Genomic DNA, 19,537 nt, shown 5'->3' on the forward strand with positions numbered 1-19,537 from the left:
GCAGTCAACCGCATCGGGCGGAGATCCACGCAAGCTTGCGAGGTTGCGCTACCCGACGACGGCAGCGCGCTCACTCAACGCCTTGCGAACAGCAACCGCCAAGTCGCTGACCTTGAAGGGCTTGCGCAGCACCGCCTCCGAATTGACCAGCTCGCGGATGGCGCCCGCGTCGGCGTAGCCGGTGATCAGCAACATGCCGAGGGCGGGAATGACCTGCCGCGCCTGCCTGGCGACCTGAGCGCCGTCCATGCCCGGCATGGCGAAGTCGACGACCATCAGATCGGGTCGATCCTCGATAAGGCGCGCCAGCCCCTCCTGCCCGCCCGACGCTTCGGTGACTCGGTAGCCCAATGATCGCAGGCACTGGACCAAGAACCGGCGGACGCTGGGATCGTCGTCGATCACCAGAACGCGCTCGCCTTCGCTGAGCGGGGTCTCGTTCGGCGGAATGTCGCTGGGCCGGATGCGATCGCCGGCTTCGGTGACCGGCAGCCAGATCTCGATCGTCGTGCCGACGCCGACGGTGCTATCGATCCGCACCGTGCCGCTCGACTGAGTGGCGATGCCATAAACCTGGCTGAGGCCAAGCCCCGTCCCCTTGCCCACGCTCTTGGTCGTGAAGAAGGGGTCGAAAACCTTCTGCAGCAGCGCCTCGGGAATGCCGTGGCCAGTATCGCTGACCGCGATAACGACGTGATCGCCGGGCTGCAGGCCCTCATGCCACTCATCTGAGATCCGACTGGATATGGTCACCACGCCGCCGTCGCCCATGGCGTCACGGGCGTTGATGGCCAGGTTCAACACCGCCAGCTCCAGCTGGTTGGCGTCGGCCTTGGCCCGCGCCGCGCCGGCGGCTAGCGCCATGCGAACCTCGACCGTATGCCCCAGGGTCCGGGTCAGCAGATCGTCCATGCCGGTGATCAGCGTGTCGACTTCGACCGGCTGCAGGTCCAGTTGCTGACTGCGCGAGAAGGCCAGGAGCTGCGCGGTGAGTTTGGTGGCGCGCTCCACGCCTTCTCGGGCGTTGGCGGCCATGCGCTTGACGCGCTCATCGTCGCTACGCCGCTCGATCATGTCGATATTGCCGACGATGGCGGTCAGCAGATTGTTGAAGTCATGGGCAATGCCGCCGGTCAGCTGGCCGATGGCGTCCATCTTCTGGGCCTGAACCAGGGCGGCCTGGGCCTGCTCACGCTCGCTGATCTCGGCCAGCAGGCGCTCGTTGGCGCGCTGGAGGTCGCGAACACCGTCGGCGATGCGCTCCTCAAGCGTCTCGTTGAGCAGCCGTAGCTCCGCCTCGGCGGTCTTGCGTCCGGTAATATCGAGGCTGACCCCCGATATCCGGCGCGGCTCACCGGTTCGAAGTCGGTTGAGGCGGCCGCGCACCTGCACCCAGTGCAGCGAGCCGTCCGGCCAGAAGATCCGGTACTCGACGTCGTAGTCCTCGCCGCGGGTGATGGACGCATCAACCGCTGTTGCCCGCAGGGCCTCATCATCAGGGTGGACCGCCGCCTCGATGCTGGCCATTGTCAGGGGCTGATCGGGACCATGGCCAAAGTGCGCGCGGGTCGCCGCCGAGGTGGTCAGGGCGCCGCTGTCGACGTCGAGATCCCACTCGCCCAGCTTGCCGGCCTCAAGAGCGAAGCGCAGCTGCTCCTCGGCCTTGGCCTGAGCGTGCAAGTGATCGCGAGCAATGTACTGGCGATGGCGTGCGCGGATCGCCGAGTGCGCGGCACTGATCAGGGTCTCGGCGTTGATCGGCCGCTCCAGCAGCACGATGTTGCCGATGCCGCGCAGACGCTCTGCGTCGGCCTGGCCGCGCTTTCCCGGCTGCTTGGTGACCAGCACGATGAACGGAAAGTCCGACCAGCTGGGCTGATCGGCAAGCCAGTCTGTCAACGCGTCCGTAGCCCCTTGGGCCAACGCCTCTTCGGTCAGGATCGCCGCGCCGGCCTCGTCGCCCAGCGTTTGGGTCAACATGGTCAGGTCGCTACAAATCTGCGAGGCGTGACCGACATGACCGAGGGTCTCGGCGATGACAGCCGCGTCGCGCCCGCGCGGCGCCAGGATGAGGATCGGCTTAGGCATCAACCGGCCGAGCATTCTCCTCGCCGAGCATGTCGATCTTGCCCTGATAGGACGGCAGGCCAGACATCACGCCTTGGAAGTCGGTCAGCGCCTGGCCGACCTCGATACCGTGTTCGGTCAGGCGGATCTCGCGAATGGTCTTCTCGTGGGCGGCTGTGCGGCTCTTGACCGCCGAGATCGCCGTCAGCACCGAACCGGCGGCTTCGAAGAAGCGAAACAGCAGGATGCCGTCGCTAAGATAGCTGAGATCGATGTCACTGCGGACTTCGCCGATAAAGCCGTGCTGACCCAGGATCAGCAGGGTCACCACGCCCTGCTGGTTGAGATAGGTCAAAAGCTCGTGCATCTGCAGCAGCAGGAACTTCTGTCCGGGCATGGCCTGCAGGTAGGCGTTGAGGCTGTCGATGACGATGGTCCGAGCGCCTAGGCGCTCCACGGCGTCACGGACGTGGAAGGCAAACTCGCCCGGCGACAACTCGGCTGGATCGACAGCCCGCACGACCATGTGGCCGCTGTCGATGTAGGGCTTGAGGTCCATGCCCATCGCCTTGGAGCGCGTCAGCAGGGTCGTCAGGCCCTCGTCGAACAGATAGTAGGCGACCGTCTCGCCCCGCTCGAGCGCGGTTAGGGCGCAGCGGATCGACGTGGTGGTCTTGCCCACGCCCGACGGCCCGCTGATCAAGGTGTTGGTGCCCCGGGAAAGCCCGCCGCCAATCAGGGCGTCGATACCCGGCGAGCCCGTGGACACCATCTCCTGGGCGAAGGTCCTCCGATGGTCGGCCGCCACCAGACGTTCGAAGACCTGGATGCCGCCGGTGTCGAGCGAGAAGTCGTGGAAGCCGCCACGGAACTTGATGCCCCGCATCTTGACCACTTCGATCTGGCGACGCTGCGCGCCGTATTCCTGGGTCATGCGGCGCAGGCTGATCACGCCATGAGCGATGCTGTGCAGCTGCAGGTCACCGTCCTCGGCGGTCTGGTCGTCCAGCAGCAGGACCGTGCATTTGCGAGTCGCGAAGAAGTGCTTCAGCGCCAGGATCTGGCGGCGATGGCGTAGCGGGTTCTGGGCCAGCAGCCGCATCTCCGACAGGCTGTCGAACACCACGCGCAGCGGCTTGGTCTCCTCGACCTGCTTCATCACCCCACGCGTGGTCTCGCCCAGCTCCACGTCGGAGGGGTGCAGCACCGACTGCTCGCTGTCGGGGTCCAGGCCCTCTTCGCTGACCAGTTCGAACAGGTCGATGCCGTCCAGCGACCAGCCGTGGCTGGCGGCGGCGGCCTTCAGCTCAGGCTCGGTCTCTGACAAGGTGATGTAGAGCCCGCTTTCTCCAAGCTCCCGCCCCTTCAGTAGGAACTGCAGCGCCAGGGTAGTCTTGCCCGAGCCGGGCGTGCCCTCGACTAGATAGATGCGGTCGCGCGTCAGCCCTCCGCCTAGGATGTCGTCAAGGCCAGGCACGCCCGTGCTGACGCGCGCGCTTTGGCTCTCGGCCCTTACTTCAGACATAGTCGCTCCGCGGATGACGCGCCGGACCCCCGAGGCGACGCACATCGGTTCAACGCCGAAGCTCAAGCTAGGTTCAGTCATCGCCCCCGAAGCGGGGTCACGGCGTCGCCCGACCGCAAGGAGCAGCGCCCGATGTGTCGGATGGCCGACCGCAACCTCGGCTTGCGGCCAACGTTAGCCCTGCACATCCATCCAATCGAAAGACGCTCATGGCCACCCCGGCGAAGACCAAGGCCTCGCGCGTCAGCGCCAAGCCCCCGACCGCACTGAAGATCCCCCAGCCCGCCGGTCCGTCGACCGAGGGCGAAGTCCTAGTCGCGCCTGGCGGCGAGACGCACCAGCAGGCGGACGGCCCGGACACCCAGCTGACCACCAATCAGGGCGTGCCGATCGGCGACAACCAGAACTCGCTGAAGGCCGGCGCGCGCGGTCCGGTGCTGCTGCAAGACTTCATCCTGCGCGAAAAGATCATGCACTTCGACCACGAGCGCATTCCCGAGCGCGTGGTCCATGCCCGCGGCTCGGCCGCGCACGGCTTCTTCGAGTGTCTGGACTCGTGCGCCGACGTCACCGCCGCCGACTTCTTGCAGCGGCCGGGCGAGCGGACTCCGGTGTTCACCCGCTTCTCGACCGTAGCCGGCAACAAGGGCTCGGCCGACCTGCCGCGCGATGTGCGCGGCTTTGCGGTCAAGTTCTATACCCAGCAGGGCAACTTCGATCTCGTCGGCAACAACATGCCGGTCTTCTTTATCCAGGACGCCATCAAGTTTCCCGACCTGATCCACGCGGCCAAGCAGGATCCCGACCGCGAGTTCCCGCAGGCGGCGACGGCTCACGACACCTTCTGGGACTTCATCTCGCTGACGCCCGAGAGCATGCACATGATCATGTGGGCGATGAGCGACCGGGCCATCCCGCGCTCGCTGCGGATGATGGAAGGTTTCGGCGTCCATACCTTCAGGCTGATCAACGCGGCGGGCGACAGCACCTTCGTCAAGTTCCACTGGCGGCCTAAGCTGGGCGCCCAGTCGGTGGTCTGGGACGAAGCCCTGAAGATCAACGGCGCCGATCCCGACTTCCACCGCCGCGACCTGTGGGAAGCCATCGAGGGCGGCGACTTCCCTGAGTGGGAGTTCTGCCTGCAGACCTTCACCCAGGAACAGGCCGACAGCTTCGACTTCGACGTGCTGGACGCCACCAAGCTGATCCCCGAGGAGGTCATCCCCCTGCGCGTGGTCGGCCGCATGGTGTTGGACCGCAACCCCGACAACTTCTTCGCCGAGACTGAGCAGGTCGCCTACTGCGCCGCGCACGTCGTGCCGGGGATCGACTTCACCAACGACCCGCTGCTGCAAGGCCGGCTGTTTTCGTACCAGGACACGCAGCTGAAGCGCCTGGGCGGGCCCAACTTCCACCAGATCCCGATCAACCAGCCCAAGTGCCCATTCCACAACCTGCAGCGTGACGGCCACATGCAGATGGGCGTGCCCAAGGGTCAGGTGAACTATGAGCCCTCCAGTCTCGGCGCCGCGGTGGCGCGGGAGTCGCTGGAGACCGGCTACCAGACCTTCCCCAATCCCGAGGCCGGCGAGCAGCTGCGTCTGCGGCCCGAGACCTTCGCCGACCACTACACTCAGGCCCGCCTGTTCTTCGCCAGCCAGACCAAGCCCGAGCAGGACCACATCGTCGCGGCCCTGGTCTTCGAGCTCAGCAAGTGCGTGACGCCACGCATCCGTGAGGCGGTGCTGTCGCGGCTGGCCCATATCGACGACTTCCTGGCCCAGTCGGTGGCCGAGGGTCTGGGCTTCCCGGGCAAGATCGTCCCCGCCCCTGCCCCGATCCCGGCCAAGGACATGGAGCCTTCGCCGATGCTCAGCTTGCTGGCCAAGGCCGCGCCGACCCTGGAGGGTCGCAAGATCGGCGCCCTGGTCAGCGACGGCTGCGACGACAAGCTGATCGCCAAGTTGAAGGCAGCGGTCGAAGCCGCCGGCGCCAAGCTACAGATCATCGGCCCGACCATCTATGGCGTCACCACGGCCAGCGGCGCGGTGCTACCGGTCGATCACAAGATCGACGGTGGTCCTTCGGTATTGTTCGACGCGGTGGCGATCCTGCCGTCCGACGATGGCGGCGAGCAGCTGGCGATCGAGGCGGCGGCGGTCAACTTCCTGCGCGACGCCTACGGCCACCTGAAGGTCATTGCCTACCTGCCCTCGGCCGCGCCGCTGTTCGCGGCCGGCGGGATCATCGATGTCGGACCCGATGACGACGCGGGCCTGATCGCCTTGCCCGACGCCAGCCTCGACGACTTCATCGCCGCGGCTTCGGCCGGCCGCGTTTGGGCGCGCGAGCCCCTGGTGCGTCCGCCGCCCAAGCCGCTGGCGGCGGCGGCCTAACGACACCTCGGAACGAAGCCCAGCCGGGCGGATTAGCCCGACATCGCACGCCTCGCGTGAGACCTACAGTAGGATTTACATGAGCATCTTCAGCAGCATCCTGAACAAGATCTTCCACCGCAACCCGGCCTCGGAAGCGCCGCACCCAGCGCCTCAGGCCGCGCCCGCTGCGACCACCCCAGCAGCGCCTTCGTCCACTCCGGCGCCCTCTGCGCCCGTCGACGTCGAGGCCGTTCTGACTGACCTGGCGGCGCAGAAGGGCGGTGGCGGCAACTGGCGCACCTCGATCGTCGACCTGCTGAAGCTGCTGGACTTGGACTCCAGTCTCCAGGCGCGCACGGAGCTGGGCCAGGAGCTTGGCGTCCATGTCGGCGCCGACGGCAGCGCCGAGCAGAACATCGCCCTGCAAAAGGCGGTCTGGGCCAAGCTGGCCGAGAACGGCGGCCATGTTCCGGCCAGCCTGAAAGACTAGGCGGTCATCCTGGCCGGCATGATCGATTGCCTGATCATCGGCGGCGGGCCTGCCGGCCTGACCGCCGCGATCTACGCCGCGCGCTTCCACCTGTCCGTGCAAGTGGTCGACGCCGGCGACAGTCGCGCAGCGCAGATCCCGCTCACCCGCAACCACGCCGGATTTCCCGAAGGGATCTCCGGCGTGGCGCTGCTGGAGCGGATGCGCGAACAGGCTGTCCTGTACGGAACCGAGCTGATCGCCGGACGCGTCACCGATCTTAGGCGCGGCGCCGATGGCTTTTTCGCCACCCTGGCCGATCGCGAAATCTCGGCCCGCACGGTCCTGCTAGCCACCGGCGTGACCAACCGCCGGCCGTTCATGAACAACGACCTTCATGCCGAGGCGCTCCGGCAAGGCCGCCTGCGTTACTGCCCCGTCTGCGACGGCTACGAAGTCACCGACCAGGTTGTAGCGGTTGTCGGCCGTGGTCCACGAGCGGCTCGGGAGGCCGAGTTCTTGCGCAGCTACACCGCCGACGTCAGCTTGATCGGTTTGACCGGCGAAGATGGGCTGGACGAGGCTGCCCGCGCGCGTCTCGACACCCTTGGCGTCAAACGCTTCGCCGGCCCGGTGTGTGACTTCCACCTTGAGAGCGACGGTCTTGTTGTGACCTGCACGGCGGGACGTCTGCGCTTCGACGCCGTCTATCCGTCGCTGGGATCGGACGTCCATTCCAACCTTGCGCGGGCCCTGGGCGCGGCGGTCACCGAGGACGGCTGCATCAAGGTCGACGCTCATCAGCGCACCAGCATCCCCGGCCTCTACGCCGCTGGCGACGTGGTGCTGGGCCTGGACCAGATCAGCCACGCCATGGGCGAGGCCGGCGTCGCCGCCACCACCCTGCGCAATGACCTGGCGGCCATCAAGCCCATGCTGCGCTGACGGCAAGCCAGGCTTTCCAGTGACGATGCCTGTGTAAATCTGGGCCTTTGCGGTCTGCTACGCGTTGCTTGCATATGAACCTGACCGACGCTCAACGAAACGCCCTTGAGAACCTGGAGCGCAAGCGCCAGGGCAAAGAGGTCCCGTATATCAACATCTCCAGCGCTCGGGCCTTAACCGACCTCGGCCTTGCGGAGCGGAATGCTCAGGGATGGGACATCACCCCGCAGGATCCGAGATCCTTCGGGTAAAGGCAGAATCAAATATCTGAATTTACATCGCTTTAGAATTTCAGATTCTTCACAATTCATAACTTCATTTTGGTTCCACGCATAATTACTTTCTTTAATTCTTGAATATATAAATGAAGCAGACTATATATCCCTTCTGGAAAGAGTACGCCTCTTCCCTAGGAACCCCCACAAAATGCGAATTCAAACCCTGGTCGCCGGCGTCTGCGCCGCGGCCCTGATCCCCACCCTCGCGCTCGCGCAACAGACCTGCGAGCAGCGGCAAGGCGCCCGCGTTGTCGGCGCCCTCGCTGGCGCGGGTATCGGCGCCCTCGCAGGCAGCGCTATCGCTGGTCATGGCAATCGCAATGAAGGCGCGGTCGTTGGCGGCGTCGCTGGCGCCCTGATCGGCAATCAGGCGACGAAGGGCAAGCAAGACTGCGCTCGCGCCTACGGCTTCTATGACAACCAAGGCGCCTGGCACGCCAACACCGTCGCCCGAGGCGACGCCACCGGCTACTTCAACCGCGATGGCGGCTGGGTCGACGGCGCGCCGCGCGGCTACTACGGGCGCGACGGACGCTGGGTGCAGGCCAACACGGACGCCTCGGCGAGCGGCTACTATGCCAACAACGTCTGGGTCCCGGCTTCGGCCGGCGGCTACTATGCCCAGGACGGACGCTGGATCACCGCCGCGTCAGGCTATTACGACCGGTCCGGGCAGTGGATATCGGGCCCTGCCACGGGCCGTTACGACGCCGACGGCCACTGGATGGAGGGCCAGGCCAGCGGACGTCGAGACGCCAACGGCGCCTGGATCGCCGATCCTCAGCCGGGTTATTATGACAAGGGCCGATGGGTCCGTGGCGAGGCAGTCGGTTATTATGACGCGCGCGGCCAATGGTTCGCCACGGAGGCGCGGGCGCAACACGCCAACATGCCCCAAGGCCCCGAACGCAAGGGACAAGGCGCGCCCAGCATCGACGAACGCCAGGCGCAGCTTGCCGAACGGATCGATCGCGGCGCGCAGAACGGCCGCTTGAGCCGGGCGGAGGTCAGCCAAGCCAGACGCACGCTCGTCGCCATCGAGCGCCAGGAGCAATCTTTGCGCACGCGCCAGGGTTATCTCGGCCCCAAGGGACAGGCGATCATCATGGCCAGGCTCGACGGGTTGAGCAAAAGCCTCAGGGTCGACGTCCGCGACATCTATTGACCCTGCACGATCGCAAGCGCGTGGCGGACGTCGCGCGCTTGCGACCTCGATACCTATGATCTCCGCCTCCGGACGCTCGCCGATTTCCCACGGCGTCGCCGTCAACGCGCCCTTTGCCTGGCGCCTTTTGGAAAACCTAATGATCTGGCTCTTCGAACTCTCAGCCGGCTTGCTGGTTGTGGCGGCCTTGATGGCTCCGCTCTGCAAGCTCTTCGCGCCCGTCTGGGCCGGAAACGAACCTCGGCGGACGAAGACGGGGCGCTCACCGTCCAAGGCCCGCTGAGCCAGGCAGTGAACCGGCGTCGCCTTATCCTAGAGATCCAGACCCAGAGCATGGCGGCGGCAGTGTTCGAGGTAGGCCGCCTCGTGCGCCGCCGTCAGCTCCACGACGCTGGACCATAGCCAGGACGGCGCGTCGAGCAGGCCCGAGCGATTGCGGGCCAGTTCGGCCCCCCGGCCAGGCGGGTCTTCTCATCCATCTGCCGGCCGTGCGCGTCACCGACCACGCGCGCCAGGGACTGGGCCGCGGCCATCGCCTCGTCCGGCGTCAGGCCGACCAGCTCGATCTTCATGTCTTGCGGCATTAGCTCGCGGACGATTACCGACTTGCCCAGCAAGCGACAGGCGGCCATGCGCTCGCCCAGGTTCGGTGACAGCGCCAGCGCGCCGGCGACGATGCGCTCGGCATTATCGCGCGGCATATCAGCCTTCGGATCACGCGGCGCGGCGGCCTTCACCGCCTCCTTCAGGTCCAGGAAGCAGATGTCGGGCGCGCCGTCGCCGCCGTCGACCTCGAGCAGGACAGCGTAGCGCAAACGCCCCAGGGAGCTGCAGCCCTTCATCCAGTAGGCGGCGTCGAGGAGACGGATCTCGGCCTTGCGATCGCGCGACTTCAGGGCCATCACCAAGTCGCGGATCGGCTGGCTGAGACACAAGGTTTCCAGCTCTCGCCGCTCGCTGCGGTTCACGGGCCAAAAGCGTTTGCCGATCGGGATTTCGGGCCGACTGCCGTTGAGGCGCTCGGCCGCCAGATGCTTCCAGGTCCGGTTGGACGCCTCGCCCAGGACTGCGCCGATCATCGGCGGATGGCGCGACTTGGCGTCGAAGTCCTCGGCCAAGGCGTCCTCGTAACCTTCGATCAGGCCTTCGAGCATGCGGGCGGTGATCACGCCGGGCAGGTCCGAGCCGCGCGCCGCCGAGGCCAGGGACAGACCCAGGCGGATCAGGTCGTGGGCCGGATTACCGATCACGGTCTGGTCCAGATCGCGGATCTGGATGTCGACGCGGCCCTTGGCGTCGGCCAGCGGGCCCATATTGCCAATATGACAGTCGCCGCAGATCCAGATCGGCGGACCACTGGGCAGCTTTCCGCCGCTCGCCTCCAGCCACTCGTAGAACTTGACGGTGCTGCCGCGCACATAAGCGTGGGCAGAACGCGCCATCTTCAGATTGCGCATGCGCGTGAGAACGGGCCCGCGTTCGGAGGGGCGCGGCGCCTTGCTGGCCTTGCCCGGTTGCGATTGCCCCATGATCGATCCCCTGACGCCCTCCCTGAACGAGACGCGCGGAAGACGACAACGGCGCGCGCACGGCCACGTTCCTGTGTCGGCGACTCCACGGAACAAATGTACGCCAAACCGCAGTGCAACGACCTGGAACGCGCGGTGTTTGCTCCCTGCGCGGCCATTCTGAGGTTCGCGCGGGGGAAGGACTTCATGCCCACGACCGAAGACGTCGAACCGCCGATCGGCGATATTCTCACCCCCGGCGCGCGGCCCGAACGTCCTCGCGCCAACGCCGGGGCACAGGCTCCGGCCGCGGCGGTCGCTGTCGCCTTGGCCGCCAGTGTCGGGCGTGGCGTCAGCATTCACATCGCCTCCAGCGAGCGCCGGGCCGAGGAGATCGGCCGAGCGCTGGCCGGCCTGACCAACGACTTTGAGGTCCTGGTCCTGCCGCCGTGGGATTGCCTGCCCTATGATCGCGCCTCCCCCTCGCGCGACCTCATGGGACGGCGGATGCGGACCTTGCGCGCCCTGGCCGCCAAGGCCAGCGTCCCACGCATCGTCGTCACCTCGCCCGAAGCGCTGGTCCAGAAGCTTCCGCCCCGGACGATCCTGGACACGGCGTTCATGACACTGGAGCGCGGCGCGCCCCTCGATCTCCAGGCCCTGGCGCGGTTCGCCGCCTGCACGGGCTATGTCGTGGACGACCGCATCGACGAGCCCGGCGAAATCGCCTTCCTTGGCGAGGTCACCGATATCTTTCCGGCCGATGCGGCCCGTCCAGTGCGCATCGTGCTGGACGAGACGGGAGCGATTAACGAGATCCGTCTCTACGACCCGCTCACCCAGCGCTCCGAAGGCCAAGCCGAGGCCCTGCTGCTGGGCCCCGCCAGCGAGTGGATCGACGAGGCGCAGGAGGGCGACGAGGCTTCGCCGCCGCGCTCGCAGGGCCTGGAGCATGCCATGGCCGACCGCTACGGCGCGCTTGAAACCCTGTTCGACATCCTGCCCAAGGCGCGCGTCTCGCAGGACAACAAGACCCCTGCTCGCCTCGCCGACGTCGAACTGCACATCGTCGAGGCGTTCGAGGCGCGGCAAAGCCTTGGCGGGATCGATGGCCAGACGCCGCCCGCCCCCGCTGGCCTCTACCTGTTCGGCGAAGCGCTGGCGGATGGACTGGCCAGTTGGACGCCTCGAGTCCTCGACCTCGACGACGTCACCTCCATCCCCAACCTGGCGACCCAGCGCAATCCGGGTCGGGCGTTCTGCGATCTGGTCGAGGCGCAGCGCCAAGCGCATCGGCGCGTGGTGCTGACCGGCCTCAAGCACGAGCAGCGGCCGCTGGCCAAGGCCCTGGCGCGGGGCCTCGACCTCAAGCCCACGCCGGTCGCCGACTGGGCCGCCGCCCTGGCCTGCGATCTTGGCGAGGTGGTCAGCCTGCAGCTCGATCTGGACACCGGCTTCGTCGACGCCGCAGCGGGCTTGGCGGTGATCGCCGCCAGTGACGTGGTTGGCGGCCGCATCGCCGCCCGCAGCGCGACCAGCGCCTCGGACCTGCTGGCCGAGCCCGACCTGCGGATAGGCGACGTCATCCTGCACGAGGACCACGGGGTCGGCGTTCTGCGCGACCTCAAGAGCGTGGCGATCGACGGCCTGGAGCGCGACACCCTGCAGCTGGAATACTATGGCGGGGCCAGCGTTCTCGCGCCCGTCGAGGAGATTGGACGCATCTGGCGCTATGGCGCCGAGGACACCGCCGTCACCCTGGACCGTCTGACCGGCGACGGCTGGACAAAGCGCCGAGCCGAGGTCAGCCGCCAGGTCGACGAGGCCGCGCTGCAGCTGGTCGCCCTGGCCAAGGCCCGCGAGGCGCGCACGTGCGAGCCGATCGTTCCCCCCAAGGCGGCCTACGCCAAGTTCGCGGCGCGCTTCGCCTATCCGGAGACGCCCGATCAGTCCGCCGCCATCGAGGCCGTGCTGGCCGATCTGGCCTCTGGGCGGCCGATGGATCGGTTGATCTGCGGCGACGTCGGCTTCGGCAAGACGGAGGTGGCTCTGCGCGCCGCAGCGGCCGTGGCGTTGGGCGGACGCCAGGTCGCCATCGCCGCGCCGACCACGGTGCTGGCGCGGCAGCATTTCGAGACCTTCCGCCGCCGCTTCGCCGGTACGGGCATCGGCGTCGCCCATCTGTCGCGCCTGGTAACCCCGGCCGAGGCCCGCGCTGTCAAACATGGCTTGGACAGAGGCGAGATCGGGGTGGTGATCGGCACTCAAGCCCTGGCTGGGAAGGATGTGGCCTTCGACAATCTGGGCCTGATGATCATCGACGAGGAGCAGAAGTTCGGCGCCGCGCTGAAGGCGCAGCTGCGCGACTTGGCGAGGGACGGCCACCTGCTGACCCTAACCGCCACGCCGATCCCGCGCACTCTGCAGGCGGCGATGGTCGGGATTCAGGACGTCAGCCTGATCGCCAGCCCGCCGGCGCGCCGTCGGCCGATACGCACCTTCCTAGCCCCGTTCGATCCGGCCAGCCTGCGCACTGCCCTGCTGCGCGAGAAGCGGCGCAGCGGCCAGAGCTTCTTCGTCGTTCCGCGCATTGAGGACATCGAACCGTTGACCGAGCGATTGGCCCAACTGGCGCCCGAGCTCTCCGTGCTCGTCGCCCACGGAGGCCTTTCGGCCGAGGACGCTGACGCGGTGATGGTCGGCTTCGCCGACGGCCAAGGCGATGTCCTGTTGGCTACCAACATCATCGAGAGCGGTCTCGACGTACCGCGCGCCAACACCATGTTCGTCTGGCGTCCCGATCGGTTCGGCCTGTCGCAACTGCACCAGCTGCGGGGTCGGGTCGGGCGTGGGCGCGTCCAGGGCATCGCCTATCTGCTGGCCGATCCCCACGACGATATGTCCGAGGCCACGCGGGCGCGACTCTCGACGCTTGAAGCCTTCGATCGGCTGGGCTCCGGCCTAGCGATCAGCGCGCGGGACCTCGACCTGCGCGGCGGCGGCGATCTGGTCGGGGAAGACCAGGCCGGCCACATCCGGATGATCGGGGCGGCGCTCTATCAGCGCCTGCTCGAACGCGCGGTGCGCGTGGCGCGCGGCGAAGCCAAGGCCGCCGAATGGACGCCCGTGCTGAACCTAGGCGAAGCCGGCGCGATCCCGCTGGACTACGTCCCCGACCCGGTCACGCGGATCAACCTCTATGCACGGTTGGCTCGGCTGGAGGGTCTGGCCGAGATCGACGCCTTCGAGGAGGAGCTGGAGGACCGCTTCGGCGCCGTGCCACCGGCGACCGTGAACCTGCTGGGCTTGACGCGTCTGCAGATCCTGGCGCGCGCCGCCAATGTCCGCCAGGTCAGTGCGGGGCCCAAAGGTCTGGCCCTGACCCTCGACCCGGCCGAAACTGCCCTCGCGCTCGGCCGAACGGCGCGCGTCGCTCCGCAAGCTCGGCTGGAGGACAACCGGCTGCTGATCGCCGCTCCCACCGAAGACGGAGACGCGCGTCGCCTGCTGGTGGAGCGTCTCCTACTGGCGTTAGCGAGGTGACCCCTTACGGCGGGGCACGGCGGAATTTTGTCCTTCCGTTCTATTTCAGCAGGCCAGCGGCCCGTAGCGCCTTGGCGATGGTCTCCTGAACACCGGGCGCGACCGCGCTGACCGCGTCCATAACCACTTGGCCCAGGTGACCACCTTCCGAATCCCCCGATACGGTCGGCATCGCCACGGCTTCCGCGGCAGGTTGAACTGACGCCGCCCGTTTGATTGCCGTATCGATCCCCCAGAACCTGATAATCTCGAGCGACGAGGAGACGCCCGCTTCCAACATGAACGGCGCCACCTTGCCAAGCGGGTCCTCGCCCTTGGTCGACAGCGGCGTTCCATGGCCCAGGCCCCGTACGAGATTCATTTCGACCAGTGGTTCTCCCACCGCCGATCGCCAGACCGAGCGTGTCCCGAAGGCATGAGGCTCGACGCGATGCGGGGCCGAAGACAAGCCATGGACGGCGCTCCATTGCTGGGCCAGGTCATGCGCATTTCCCGACTGAACGGTGAAGTCGGCCTCGCCATGCCAGATGGACAGGCGCGGGGGACGCCCCTTCCCTTGCGGCCTGGGGACCAGAGCGCCCAACTCCCCGGCCGCGCGGCCGTCGGCGCGGCTCATCACCCGCAACGCATCCTGGACATTGCGCGCGACGCCATAGGGCAAGCCGCCGATCACCGCGCCGCCCGCGAAGACGTCTGGATAGGTCGCCAACATGGCCGCGGTCATCGCGCCGCCCGCCGACAGGCCGGTGATGAAGACTTGGTCCGCGTTGAGATCATGGGCCGCGACCAGATGCGCCACCATGGACGCGATCGATGCGGCCTCGCCCTCTCCCCGACGAACGTCGCCCGGCGAGAACCAGTTGAAGCAGCGATTGGGGTTATTGGACGCGAGCTGCTCGGCGGCCAGGACCATGAAGCCGAAACGGTCGGCCAGCGTAAGCCAGCCGGCATTGACGGCGTAGGTCTCGGCCGCCTGTGTGCAGCCGTGCAGGACCACCACCAGGGGCGCGCCCGGGAGCAGCCGCGCGGGCCGATAGCTCAGCAGATTCAGCTGGCCAGGATTGGGCCCGAAGGACTCCGTCCGTTCTAGAGCTCCGCCGGATCCTGACGAGAAGGACGATGTCTTGCGCAGCCGCGCCAGCATCGCGGTCGTGTCACCTAGGCCCGGCATGCCGTCATCCTGATCAGCGCAGCCAAATGCTGCATCGCAGTATAATGCTGCGATGCAGCAAACGTGGCATCACGCTTGATCACGTCTTTCGCGCCGCTCCCAGAACTCCGGGAGGCGGCGCATTTCGATCAGTAACCTGGGCGGATCGGGTCCGTCGCCGGACGCTCGGCGCGACGCGTGTCGTCATCGACGGCGACATCGTCGGTCGGCGAGAACGAGCGCGACTCGCCATACAGCGCCCGCTCGCGGCCGATATCGTCCGTGCTGTAGGGCGTGGCGGCCGGATCGAAGCCCGTCCAACCGGTCTGGCGGTAGGCGTCGCCGCGCATCGCCGCATCCACGCCGCGGCGATCGCTCAGGATGCTTTCGACCGTGGCGATCTCGTCGTCATGCGCCTTGACGCTAACGAGGCTGCCGCCGCGACGAACGCCTTCAGAATAGACATTGGCTTCGTCGTCGCTGTGACCCGCGTCCTTCAGCGCGCCCAGGAGGCCGCCGGTGGCCGCGCCGGCGACGGCGCCGACCGCCGCGCCCACGGCGGTGGCCGCCAGCCAGCCGGCCGCCACGACCGGGCCAAGACCTGGAATCGCCAGCATGCCGAGGCCGGCCAGCAGGCCCGCGCCGCCGCCGAACAGGCCGCCAGTGGCTGCGCCCTTGCCCGCGCCATCGGCCGTGTCGTTGTCGCCATCGGTGTGCTTATGGCCGTCGTGCCACTTGTCGGCATTGTTGGAGACCAGACTGATCTTGTCGTGGTCGATGCCGCGCGCTTCCAGATCGGAGATCGCGTCGAGGGCTTGGGTATGGCTATCGAACAGCCGGGTGATCGTCTTGCTCATGATAGGCGTCCTAGGTGTGATGTGATTTGGAGACGGCGACGCGTCGAGACCTAGAGCGCGGTGATCGCGCCCTTGTAGTCGATCGACACGCTGACCTTCTTGCCGTCCTTCATGGCCTCGCCCTGCCAAAGGCCATTGGCGTTCTGGTTCAGCGGGCCAAGCTCGGTGTAGCCGGCCTTCTCGATCGCCATCCGCGCCTGGTCAGCGGTGTAGGAGCTGGCGCCCGGCGTCGGGCCGCTCTCGCCGGTGGTGGGCTTGGTGTCGACGGCGACATTGGTCGGCGCGGCGGCGGCCGACACGGCCGGCCCTTCGACCTTATCACGGTCGGCGTTCTTCTGGCCGCACGCGGCCAGCAGCATCGCGGCCAGCGCGACGCCCATAATCGGTCTCAACATGTCTTGGATCTCCCAGAGGTGGGAAGGGAAACCCTCGACCACCACATGGTTCCAACCTTAGCGAAGCCCAATCTTTATTAATAAATTCAAATTCTTGCGGAACGATTCCCTTGGGAACCTTGCGACCTGCCACCAGTTGCCGTCCCATGACCCATCCCAATCACACCCTCGTTTTGCTGGTCGACGACGAGCCCGTTGTTCGGATGGTGGCGTGCCAGAGTCTTGAAGACGCCGGCTTCCAGGTTATCCAGGCCAATTGCGCCCAGGAGGCCCTGGATATCCTCAAGTCGCGGGCCGACGTGGGCGTGCTGTTCACCGACGTCAACATGCCTGGAGCGTTCGACGGCCTGGAACTGGCCGCGCTCGTCCATGAGCTCTGGCCCTGCATCCAGCTCGTCGTAACTTCGGGACAGGCCTTGCAGGCTCCGGTTCCGGACGATGGTCGCTTCATGGCCAAGCCCTACAGGCTCGACGAGATGGTCGACACGGTCACGTCGGTCGCCCTGCGCCTGGCCTGAATTGAGGGCTACGCCAATTAGGCTCGGCGCGGGTCGCTGGCATTGGCCTCGATCGAGGCGGCCACAGCGGCCGCGTCCGTCGGCTTGGCCATATCCTCGGACTCCGGATCGAAGCGATTAGCCAGACTGGGTTCGTCGCGGCGCAGCGCTTCCAGAAGCTCGATGATCTTGGCGTTCTTCTTATCGGCCAGCAGCGCCAGTTCCAGGGTGAGCTGGGCGCGGCGATCGGCCAGCAGGTCCTCGCGCCGCTGAGTGACAAGGATCAAGAAAGCGACCAGCAGGGCCGCGACCGTTGCCGCCAACTCCAGCCAGGCGAAGGACGGCTGATCGACCTGTCCGCCGCCGCGCCAGGCCGCCAGACCCGCCCAGGCGCAGACCACAATGAGAAGAACGATCACCGCCGCCGGGCGGCCCAGACGATCGGTAACGGCGTCGATCGCGCGCTGCAGGCCGGTGGCGCTGCGATAGTGCTCGCGGTGAAAGCTGGCGACCGCTTCGACGGACTCGGCGACGTGGTCGGAGCGGTTGACGCCGCTCCCATCCTTTTCGGACCCGCTCATGGCGCGACCGTGGCGCGCGCCGCGCGTTCAGCCTTGGCCTTGTCGGCGACCCTGGTGCTGCGCTCGGCGGCGCGTTCACAGCGCAGGTGCAGGGCGGCGAGCTCCTTGTCGGTCAGCTTCTCGATGCCCATGAACTCGTCCTCAGCGTCGGAGGCGCGGATCAGTTCGTCGAGCTTGGTCTGGAGGGCGACGCCGTCACGGTTCTGGGTGTTCTGGATCAGAAACACCATCAGGAAAGTGACGATGGTCGTGCCGGTGTTGATCACCAGCTGCCAAGTCTCGGAGAACTTGAAGATCGGCCCGGTAACGGCCCAGATCAGCACGGATGCGACGCACAGCAAAAAGGCGACGGGGCTACCCGTCGCCTTCGCCGTGGCGTTCGCGAACTTCGCGAACAGCTTGTCCATCAGTGGGCCGCGAGCACCGTGCCTTGCAGGGTCGGCGTCTCGGGGACCGGTAGACCGCCGGCCTTGTAGCTGGCGACCAACTCGGCCTTCTCGGCCGCCATCTGCTCGCCCAGGGCATCCATGTCGAGGCCGGCCTTGCGGGCTTGGCTGAACATGCCTTCGACGCGCTGTTCTTCTTCCTTGACGTGGTGCTCGATCATTTCCGAGAGCACCTTGATCTTGGCGTCGTAGAATTCGTCGTTCGGGCCGCCCGCTTCGATCTCGGCGATCAGCACCTTGGCGCCGTCGTGCTCAACATAGGCTTCCTTCAGCAGGTCCGCCTCCACCTTGCCCTCGCAGGCCGGGTAGAAGATGTCCTCCTCGATCTTGGTGTGGACGGTCAACTCCATGCAGATCTGCTCGGCCAGGGCCTTCTTCTTGCCGTCGCCGGTGGCGGCTTCGAATTTGGCGAAAAGATCTTCGACCTTGCGGTGATCGGCCTTCAGCAGGGCCACGGCGTCGAGTTTGGGGGCGTCAGCCATCGTGTTAGTCTCCATGAACAGCCAGGGAGACTGTCGAGACAAGCAACGGGGCGCTTAGGCGGTCGTTCCGCCTTCGGCAGGACTTGCGATACGTTCGCGAATACCAGGCTTAACGGAGCGCTCGCTAGGCTGGGGCGGTCTCGAAAAGGTCGCACAGAAATGCACGGATGATCTCGTGCAAGGCTTCAAAGCTGCCCAGCCCCAGGACCAGCGCGAAATAGCCGCGCGTATTGATCTGGCGGACGCTGAAGTCGACATGGATCAGCAGGACCACGCGGCCGTCTTCGGCGGGAAACAGTTCGTCCGCCACCAGGATCGAGACGGTCGGTATGGCCACCTTGAAGGTTAAGTTCAACATCGAGCCGATGGTGGCCAAAAGCCCCAGAAGCAGGACGTTGCCGATCTCGCCCAGCGTATCGTCCTGCAGGTCCGCATAATCCTCTTCGAAATAGCCTTCGCCCAGGACAGCCCGCGCCAGCGTATGGCCGTCCTCAGGACCGAACAGCAACATCGTCTGACCGTTCAGTCGCCCGGAAAATGCCTGGCGCACGGCCGTCAGCGTCTCGCCGTTGAAACTAACAAGCGCCCGCGCGGCGTCTTCAGCTTCGTGGACCTCGACGACCGGGACCTTCAGAGACACTTCCGAGCCGATCATGGCCCGCAGTCGCGTCGCCGCGCCGCTGACGGCAATATTGACAAGCTCCGTCAAGGCGTCGCGTTCGAGTTCGGAGAGACTATCGATCGCCATGCTGATGCCTCCCGATCAACGGGGCCCTTCGGATGGCGCCTCAAAGCACCATGCGCGCCGAACCTAGGCCCGCCAAGGACAATCTCCGCCTTGGCAAAATGCACGGCGCGAATCTCGACAGACCTTAAATGAGGAACAGTACGACCGCTTGCTCGTGGCTTGTGCGCCGCGCCCAGCGGGTCGGCGAAACGGCACGGTCGGGCCGCCCTCGAGAACAGCGAGCCGCTCGCGGCGCGGTACTGGCGACATCGCGCCACGAGCTGTCCTTGCCGCTCCTCCAGGAACTAGACATTCGAGGTAGCGCGCGCACCCAAAAATTCGCACAGCCTACCCGTTACGGGCGGGGCGCGGCTCCTGGATGTCACAGCCTCCAACTTGGAATCATGACCGCCGAAACCGCCGACCAGACACCCGCTTCGTCTAGCGAAGATCCAGGGCCGCTTGAGACGTCCTCATCCCGGTACCAGGACTCGCCGCACTCAGACTTTCTGCTAGGTTGGCGC

General features: G+C 66.6%; 17 protein-coding genes. 7 read left to right on the plus strand and 10 right to left on the minus strand.

Annotated features, from left to right (window positions below; genetic code table 11):
* Nucleotides 1–48: 48 nt before the first annotated feature.
* Together AC07NF_RS25880 and AC07NF_RS25885 are read right to left on the minus strand one after the other, a co-directional pair.
* Nucleotides 49–2,103 carry an ATP-binding protein gene (locus tag AC07NF_RS25880; protein ID WP_494633895.1) on the minus strand — a complete coding sequence of 685 codons (2,055 nt, stop codon included), beginning with the start codon at nucleotides 2,101–2,103 and terminating at the stop codon, nucleotides 49–51.
* Complete coding sequence (locus tag AC07NF_RS25885) at nucleotides 2,081–3,592, minus strand: ATPase domain-containing protein (RefSeq protein WP_492811902.1); 1,512 nt, start codon at nucleotides 3,590–3,592, stop codon at nucleotides 2,081–2,083. Before AC07NF_RS25885 ends, AC07NF_RS25880 begins: the two co-directional genes overlap by 23 nt.
* 209 nt (nucleotides 3,593–3,801) lie before the next feature.
* Here AC07NF_RS25885 and AC07NF_RS25890 point away from each other — a divergent pair, with 209 nt between their 5' ends.
* From AC07NF_RS25890 to AC07NF_RS25910, 5 genes are all read left to right on the plus strand, one after another.
* Nucleotides 3,802–5,988, plus strand: coding sequence for a catalase (locus AC07NF_RS25890; protein WP_492811904.1), 2,187 nt, complete (start codon nucleotides 3,802–3,804; stop codon nucleotides 5,986–5,988).
* Nucleotides 5,989–6,067: 79 nt separating this feature from the next.
* Nucleotides 6,068–6,460, plus strand: coding sequence for a DUF3597 family protein (locus AC07NF_RS25895; protein ID WP_492811906.1), 393 nt, complete (start codon nucleotides 6,068–6,070; stop codon nucleotides 6,458–6,460).
* 18 nt (nucleotides 6,461–6,478) lie between these two features.
* Entirely contained in the window at nucleotides 6,479–7,384 is a 906-nt protein-coding gene (locus tag AC07NF_RS25900) for an NAD(P)/FAD-dependent oxidoreductase (RefSeq protein WP_492811907.1), read from the plus strand.
* A 74-nt stretch (nucleotides 7,385–7,458) separates the two neighbouring features.
* On the plus strand, nucleotides 7,459–7,635 hold the full coding sequence (locus AC07NF_RS25905) for a hypothetical protein (protein ID WP_494633898.1): 177 nt from the start codon (nucleotides 7,459–7,461) through the stop codon (nucleotides 7,633–7,635).
* A 175-nt stretch (nucleotides 7,636–7,810) separates the two neighbouring features.
* The gene (locus AC07NF_RS25910) at nucleotides 7,811–8,827 is read left to right on the plus strand and encodes a glycine zipper 2TM domain-containing protein (RefSeq protein ID WP_492811909.1); all 1,017 of its coding nucleotides are present in this window, start codon (nucleotides 7,811–7,813) and stop codon (nucleotides 8,825–8,827) included.
* A 377-nt stretch (nucleotides 8,828–9,204) separates the two neighbouring features.
* On the opposite strand, the gene AC07NF_RS25915 is transcribed toward AC07NF_RS25910, so the two are convergent.
* The gene (locus AC07NF_RS25915) at nucleotides 9,205–10,356 is read right to left on the minus strand and encodes a DUF2252 family protein (protein ID WP_494633901.1); all 1,152 of its coding nucleotides are present in this window, start codon (nucleotides 10,354–10,356) and stop codon (nucleotides 9,205–9,207) included.
* 186 nt (nucleotides 10,357–10,542) lie between these two features.
* Here AC07NF_RS25915 and AC07NF_RS25920 point away from each other — a divergent pair, with 186 nt between their 5' ends.
* Complete coding sequence (locus AC07NF_RS25920) at nucleotides 10,543–13,878, plus strand: TRCF domain-containing protein (protein WP_494633903.1); 3,336 nt, start codon at nucleotides 10,543–10,545, stop codon at nucleotides 13,876–13,878.
* Nucleotides 13,879–13,918: 40 nt separating this feature from the next.
* On the opposite strand, the gene AC07NF_RS25925 is transcribed toward AC07NF_RS25920, so the two are convergent.
* The 3 genes from AC07NF_RS25925 to AC07NF_RS25935 form a co-directional block, all read right to left on the minus strand.
* On the minus strand, nucleotides 13,919–15,049 hold the full coding sequence (locus AC07NF_RS25925) for an extracellular catalytic domain type 1 short-chain-length polyhydroxyalkanoate depolymerase (protein ID WP_492811915.1): 1,131 nt from the start codon (nucleotides 15,047–15,049) through the stop codon (nucleotides 13,919–13,921).
* 128 nt (nucleotides 15,050–15,177) lie between these two features.
* Nucleotides 15,178–15,885 (minus strand): hypothetical protein, encoded by a 708-nt coding sequence (locus AC07NF_RS25930; protein WP_492811917.1) that lies wholly within the window; start codon nucleotides 15,883–15,885, stop codon nucleotides 15,178–15,180.
* Between the two features lie 50 nt (nucleotides 15,886–15,935).
* The gene (locus AC07NF_RS25935; RefSeq protein ID WP_492811918.1) at nucleotides 15,936–16,280 is read right to left on the minus strand and encodes a hypothetical protein; all 345 of its coding nucleotides are present in this window, start codon (nucleotides 16,278–16,280) and stop codon (nucleotides 15,936–15,938) included.
* Between the two features lie 146 nt (nucleotides 16,281–16,426).
* On the opposite strand from AC07NF_RS25935, the gene AC07NF_RS25940 reads away from it, so the two are divergent.
* On the plus strand, nucleotides 16,427–16,798 hold the full coding sequence (locus AC07NF_RS25940; RefSeq protein WP_492811920.1) for a response regulator: 372 nt from the start codon (nucleotides 16,427–16,429) through the stop codon (nucleotides 16,796–16,798).
* 17 nt (nucleotides 16,799–16,815) lie between these two features.
* Here AC07NF_RS25940 and AC07NF_RS25945 read toward each other — a convergent pair whose 3' ends face one another.
* The 4 genes from AC07NF_RS25945 to AC07NF_RS25960 form a co-directional block, all read right to left on the minus strand.
* Nucleotides 16,816–17,358 (minus strand): DUF1003 domain-containing protein, encoded by a 543-nt coding sequence (locus AC07NF_RS25945; RefSeq protein ID WP_492811921.1) that lies wholly within the window; start codon nucleotides 17,356–17,358, stop codon nucleotides 16,816–16,818.
* Nucleotides 17,355–17,765: a low affinity iron permease family protein gene (locus AC07NF_RS25950; protein ID WP_492811922.1), complete on the minus strand. Its 411-nt coding sequence runs from the start codon at nucleotides 17,763–17,765 to the stop codon at nucleotides 17,355–17,357. The genes AC07NF_RS25945 and AC07NF_RS25950 overlap by 4 nt, the downstream gene beginning before the upstream one ends.
* Entirely contained in the window at nucleotides 17,765–18,286 is a 522-nt protein-coding gene (locus AC07NF_RS25955) for a hemerythrin domain-containing protein (RefSeq protein ID WP_492811924.1), read from the minus strand. The genes AC07NF_RS25950 and AC07NF_RS25955 overlap by 1 nt, the downstream gene beginning before the upstream one ends.
* A gap of 124 nt (nucleotides 18,287–18,410) precedes the next feature.
* Nucleotides 18,411–19,034, minus strand: a complete 624-nt coding sequence (locus AC07NF_RS25960) for a hypothetical protein (protein WP_494633908.1) — start codon at nucleotides 19,032–19,034, stop codon at nucleotides 18,411–18,413.
* Nucleotides 19,035–19,537: the final 503 nt, after the last annotated feature.

Source organism: Caulobacter sp. GW821-FHT10A06 (assembly GCF_059415805.1).

What these genes read in the sequence shown, in the direction of transcription:
- AC07NF_RS25880 (WP_494633895.1), bottom strand. Translation starts at nt 2,103, where the DNA reads ATGCTCGGCCGGTTGATGCCTAAGCCGATCCTCATCCTGGCGCCGCGC.
- AC07NF_RS25885 (WP_492811902.1), bottom strand. Translation starts at nt 3,592, where the DNA reads ATGTCTGAAGTAAGGGCCGAGAGCCAAAGCGCGCGCGTCAGCACGGGC.
- AC07NF_RS25890 (WP_492811904.1), top strand. Translation starts at nt 3,802, where the DNA reads ATGGCCACCCCGGCGAAGACCAAGGCCTCGCGCGTCAGCGCCAAGCCC.
- AC07NF_RS25895 (WP_492811906.1), top strand. Translation starts at nt 6,068, where the DNA reads ATGAGCATCTTCAGCAGCATCCTGAACAAGATCTTCCACCGCAACCCG.
- AC07NF_RS25900 (WP_492811907.1), top strand. Translation starts at nt 6,479, where the DNA reads ATGATCGATTGCCTGATCATCGGCGGCGGGCCTGCCGGCCTGACCGCC.
- AC07NF_RS25905 (WP_494633898.1), top strand. Translation starts at nt 7,459, where the DNA reads ATGAACCTGACCGACGCTCAACGAAACGCCCTTGAGAACCTGGAGCGC.
- AC07NF_RS25910 (WP_492811909.1), top strand. Translation starts at nt 7,811, where the DNA reads ATGCGAATTCAAACCCTGGTCGCCGGCGTCTGCGCCGCGGCCCTGATC.
- AC07NF_RS25915 (WP_494633901.1), bottom strand. Translation starts at nt 10,356, where the DNA reads ATGGGGCAATCGCAACCGGGCAAGGCCAGCAAGGCGCCGCGCCCCTCC.
- AC07NF_RS25920 (WP_494633903.1), top strand. Translation starts at nt 10,543, where the DNA reads ATGCCCACGACCGAAGACGTCGAACCGCCGATCGGCGATATTCTCACC.
- AC07NF_RS25925 (WP_492811915.1), bottom strand. Translation starts at nt 15,049, where the DNA reads ATGCCGGGCCTAGGTGACACGACCGCGATGCTGGCGCGGCTGCGCAAG.
- AC07NF_RS25930 (WP_492811917.1), bottom strand. Translation starts at nt 15,885, where the DNA reads ATGAGCAAGACGATCACCCGGCTGTTCGATAGCCATACCCAAGCCCTC.
- AC07NF_RS25935 (WP_492811918.1), bottom strand. Translation starts at nt 16,280, where the DNA reads ATGTTGAGACCGATTATGGGCGTCGCGCTGGCCGCGATGCTGCTGGCC.
- AC07NF_RS25940 (WP_492811920.1), top strand. Translation starts at nt 16,427, where the DNA reads ATGACCCATCCCAATCACACCCTCGTTTTGCTGGTCGACGACGAGCCC.
- AC07NF_RS25945 (WP_492811921.1), bottom strand. Translation starts at nt 17,358, where the DNA reads ATGAGCGGGTCCGAAAAGGATGGGAGCGGCGTCAACCGCTCCGACCAC.
- AC07NF_RS25950 (WP_492811922.1), bottom strand. Translation starts at nt 17,765, where the DNA reads ATGGACAAGCTGTTCGCGAAGTTCGCGAACGCCACGGCGAAGGCGACG.
- AC07NF_RS25955 (WP_492811924.1), bottom strand. Translation starts at nt 18,286, where the DNA reads ATGGCTGACGCCCCCAAACTCGACGCCGTGGCCCTGCTGAAGGCCGAT.
- AC07NF_RS25960 (WP_494633908.1), bottom strand. Translation starts at nt 19,034, where the DNA reads ATGGCGATCGATAGTCTCTCCGAACTCGAACGCGACGCCTTGACGGAG.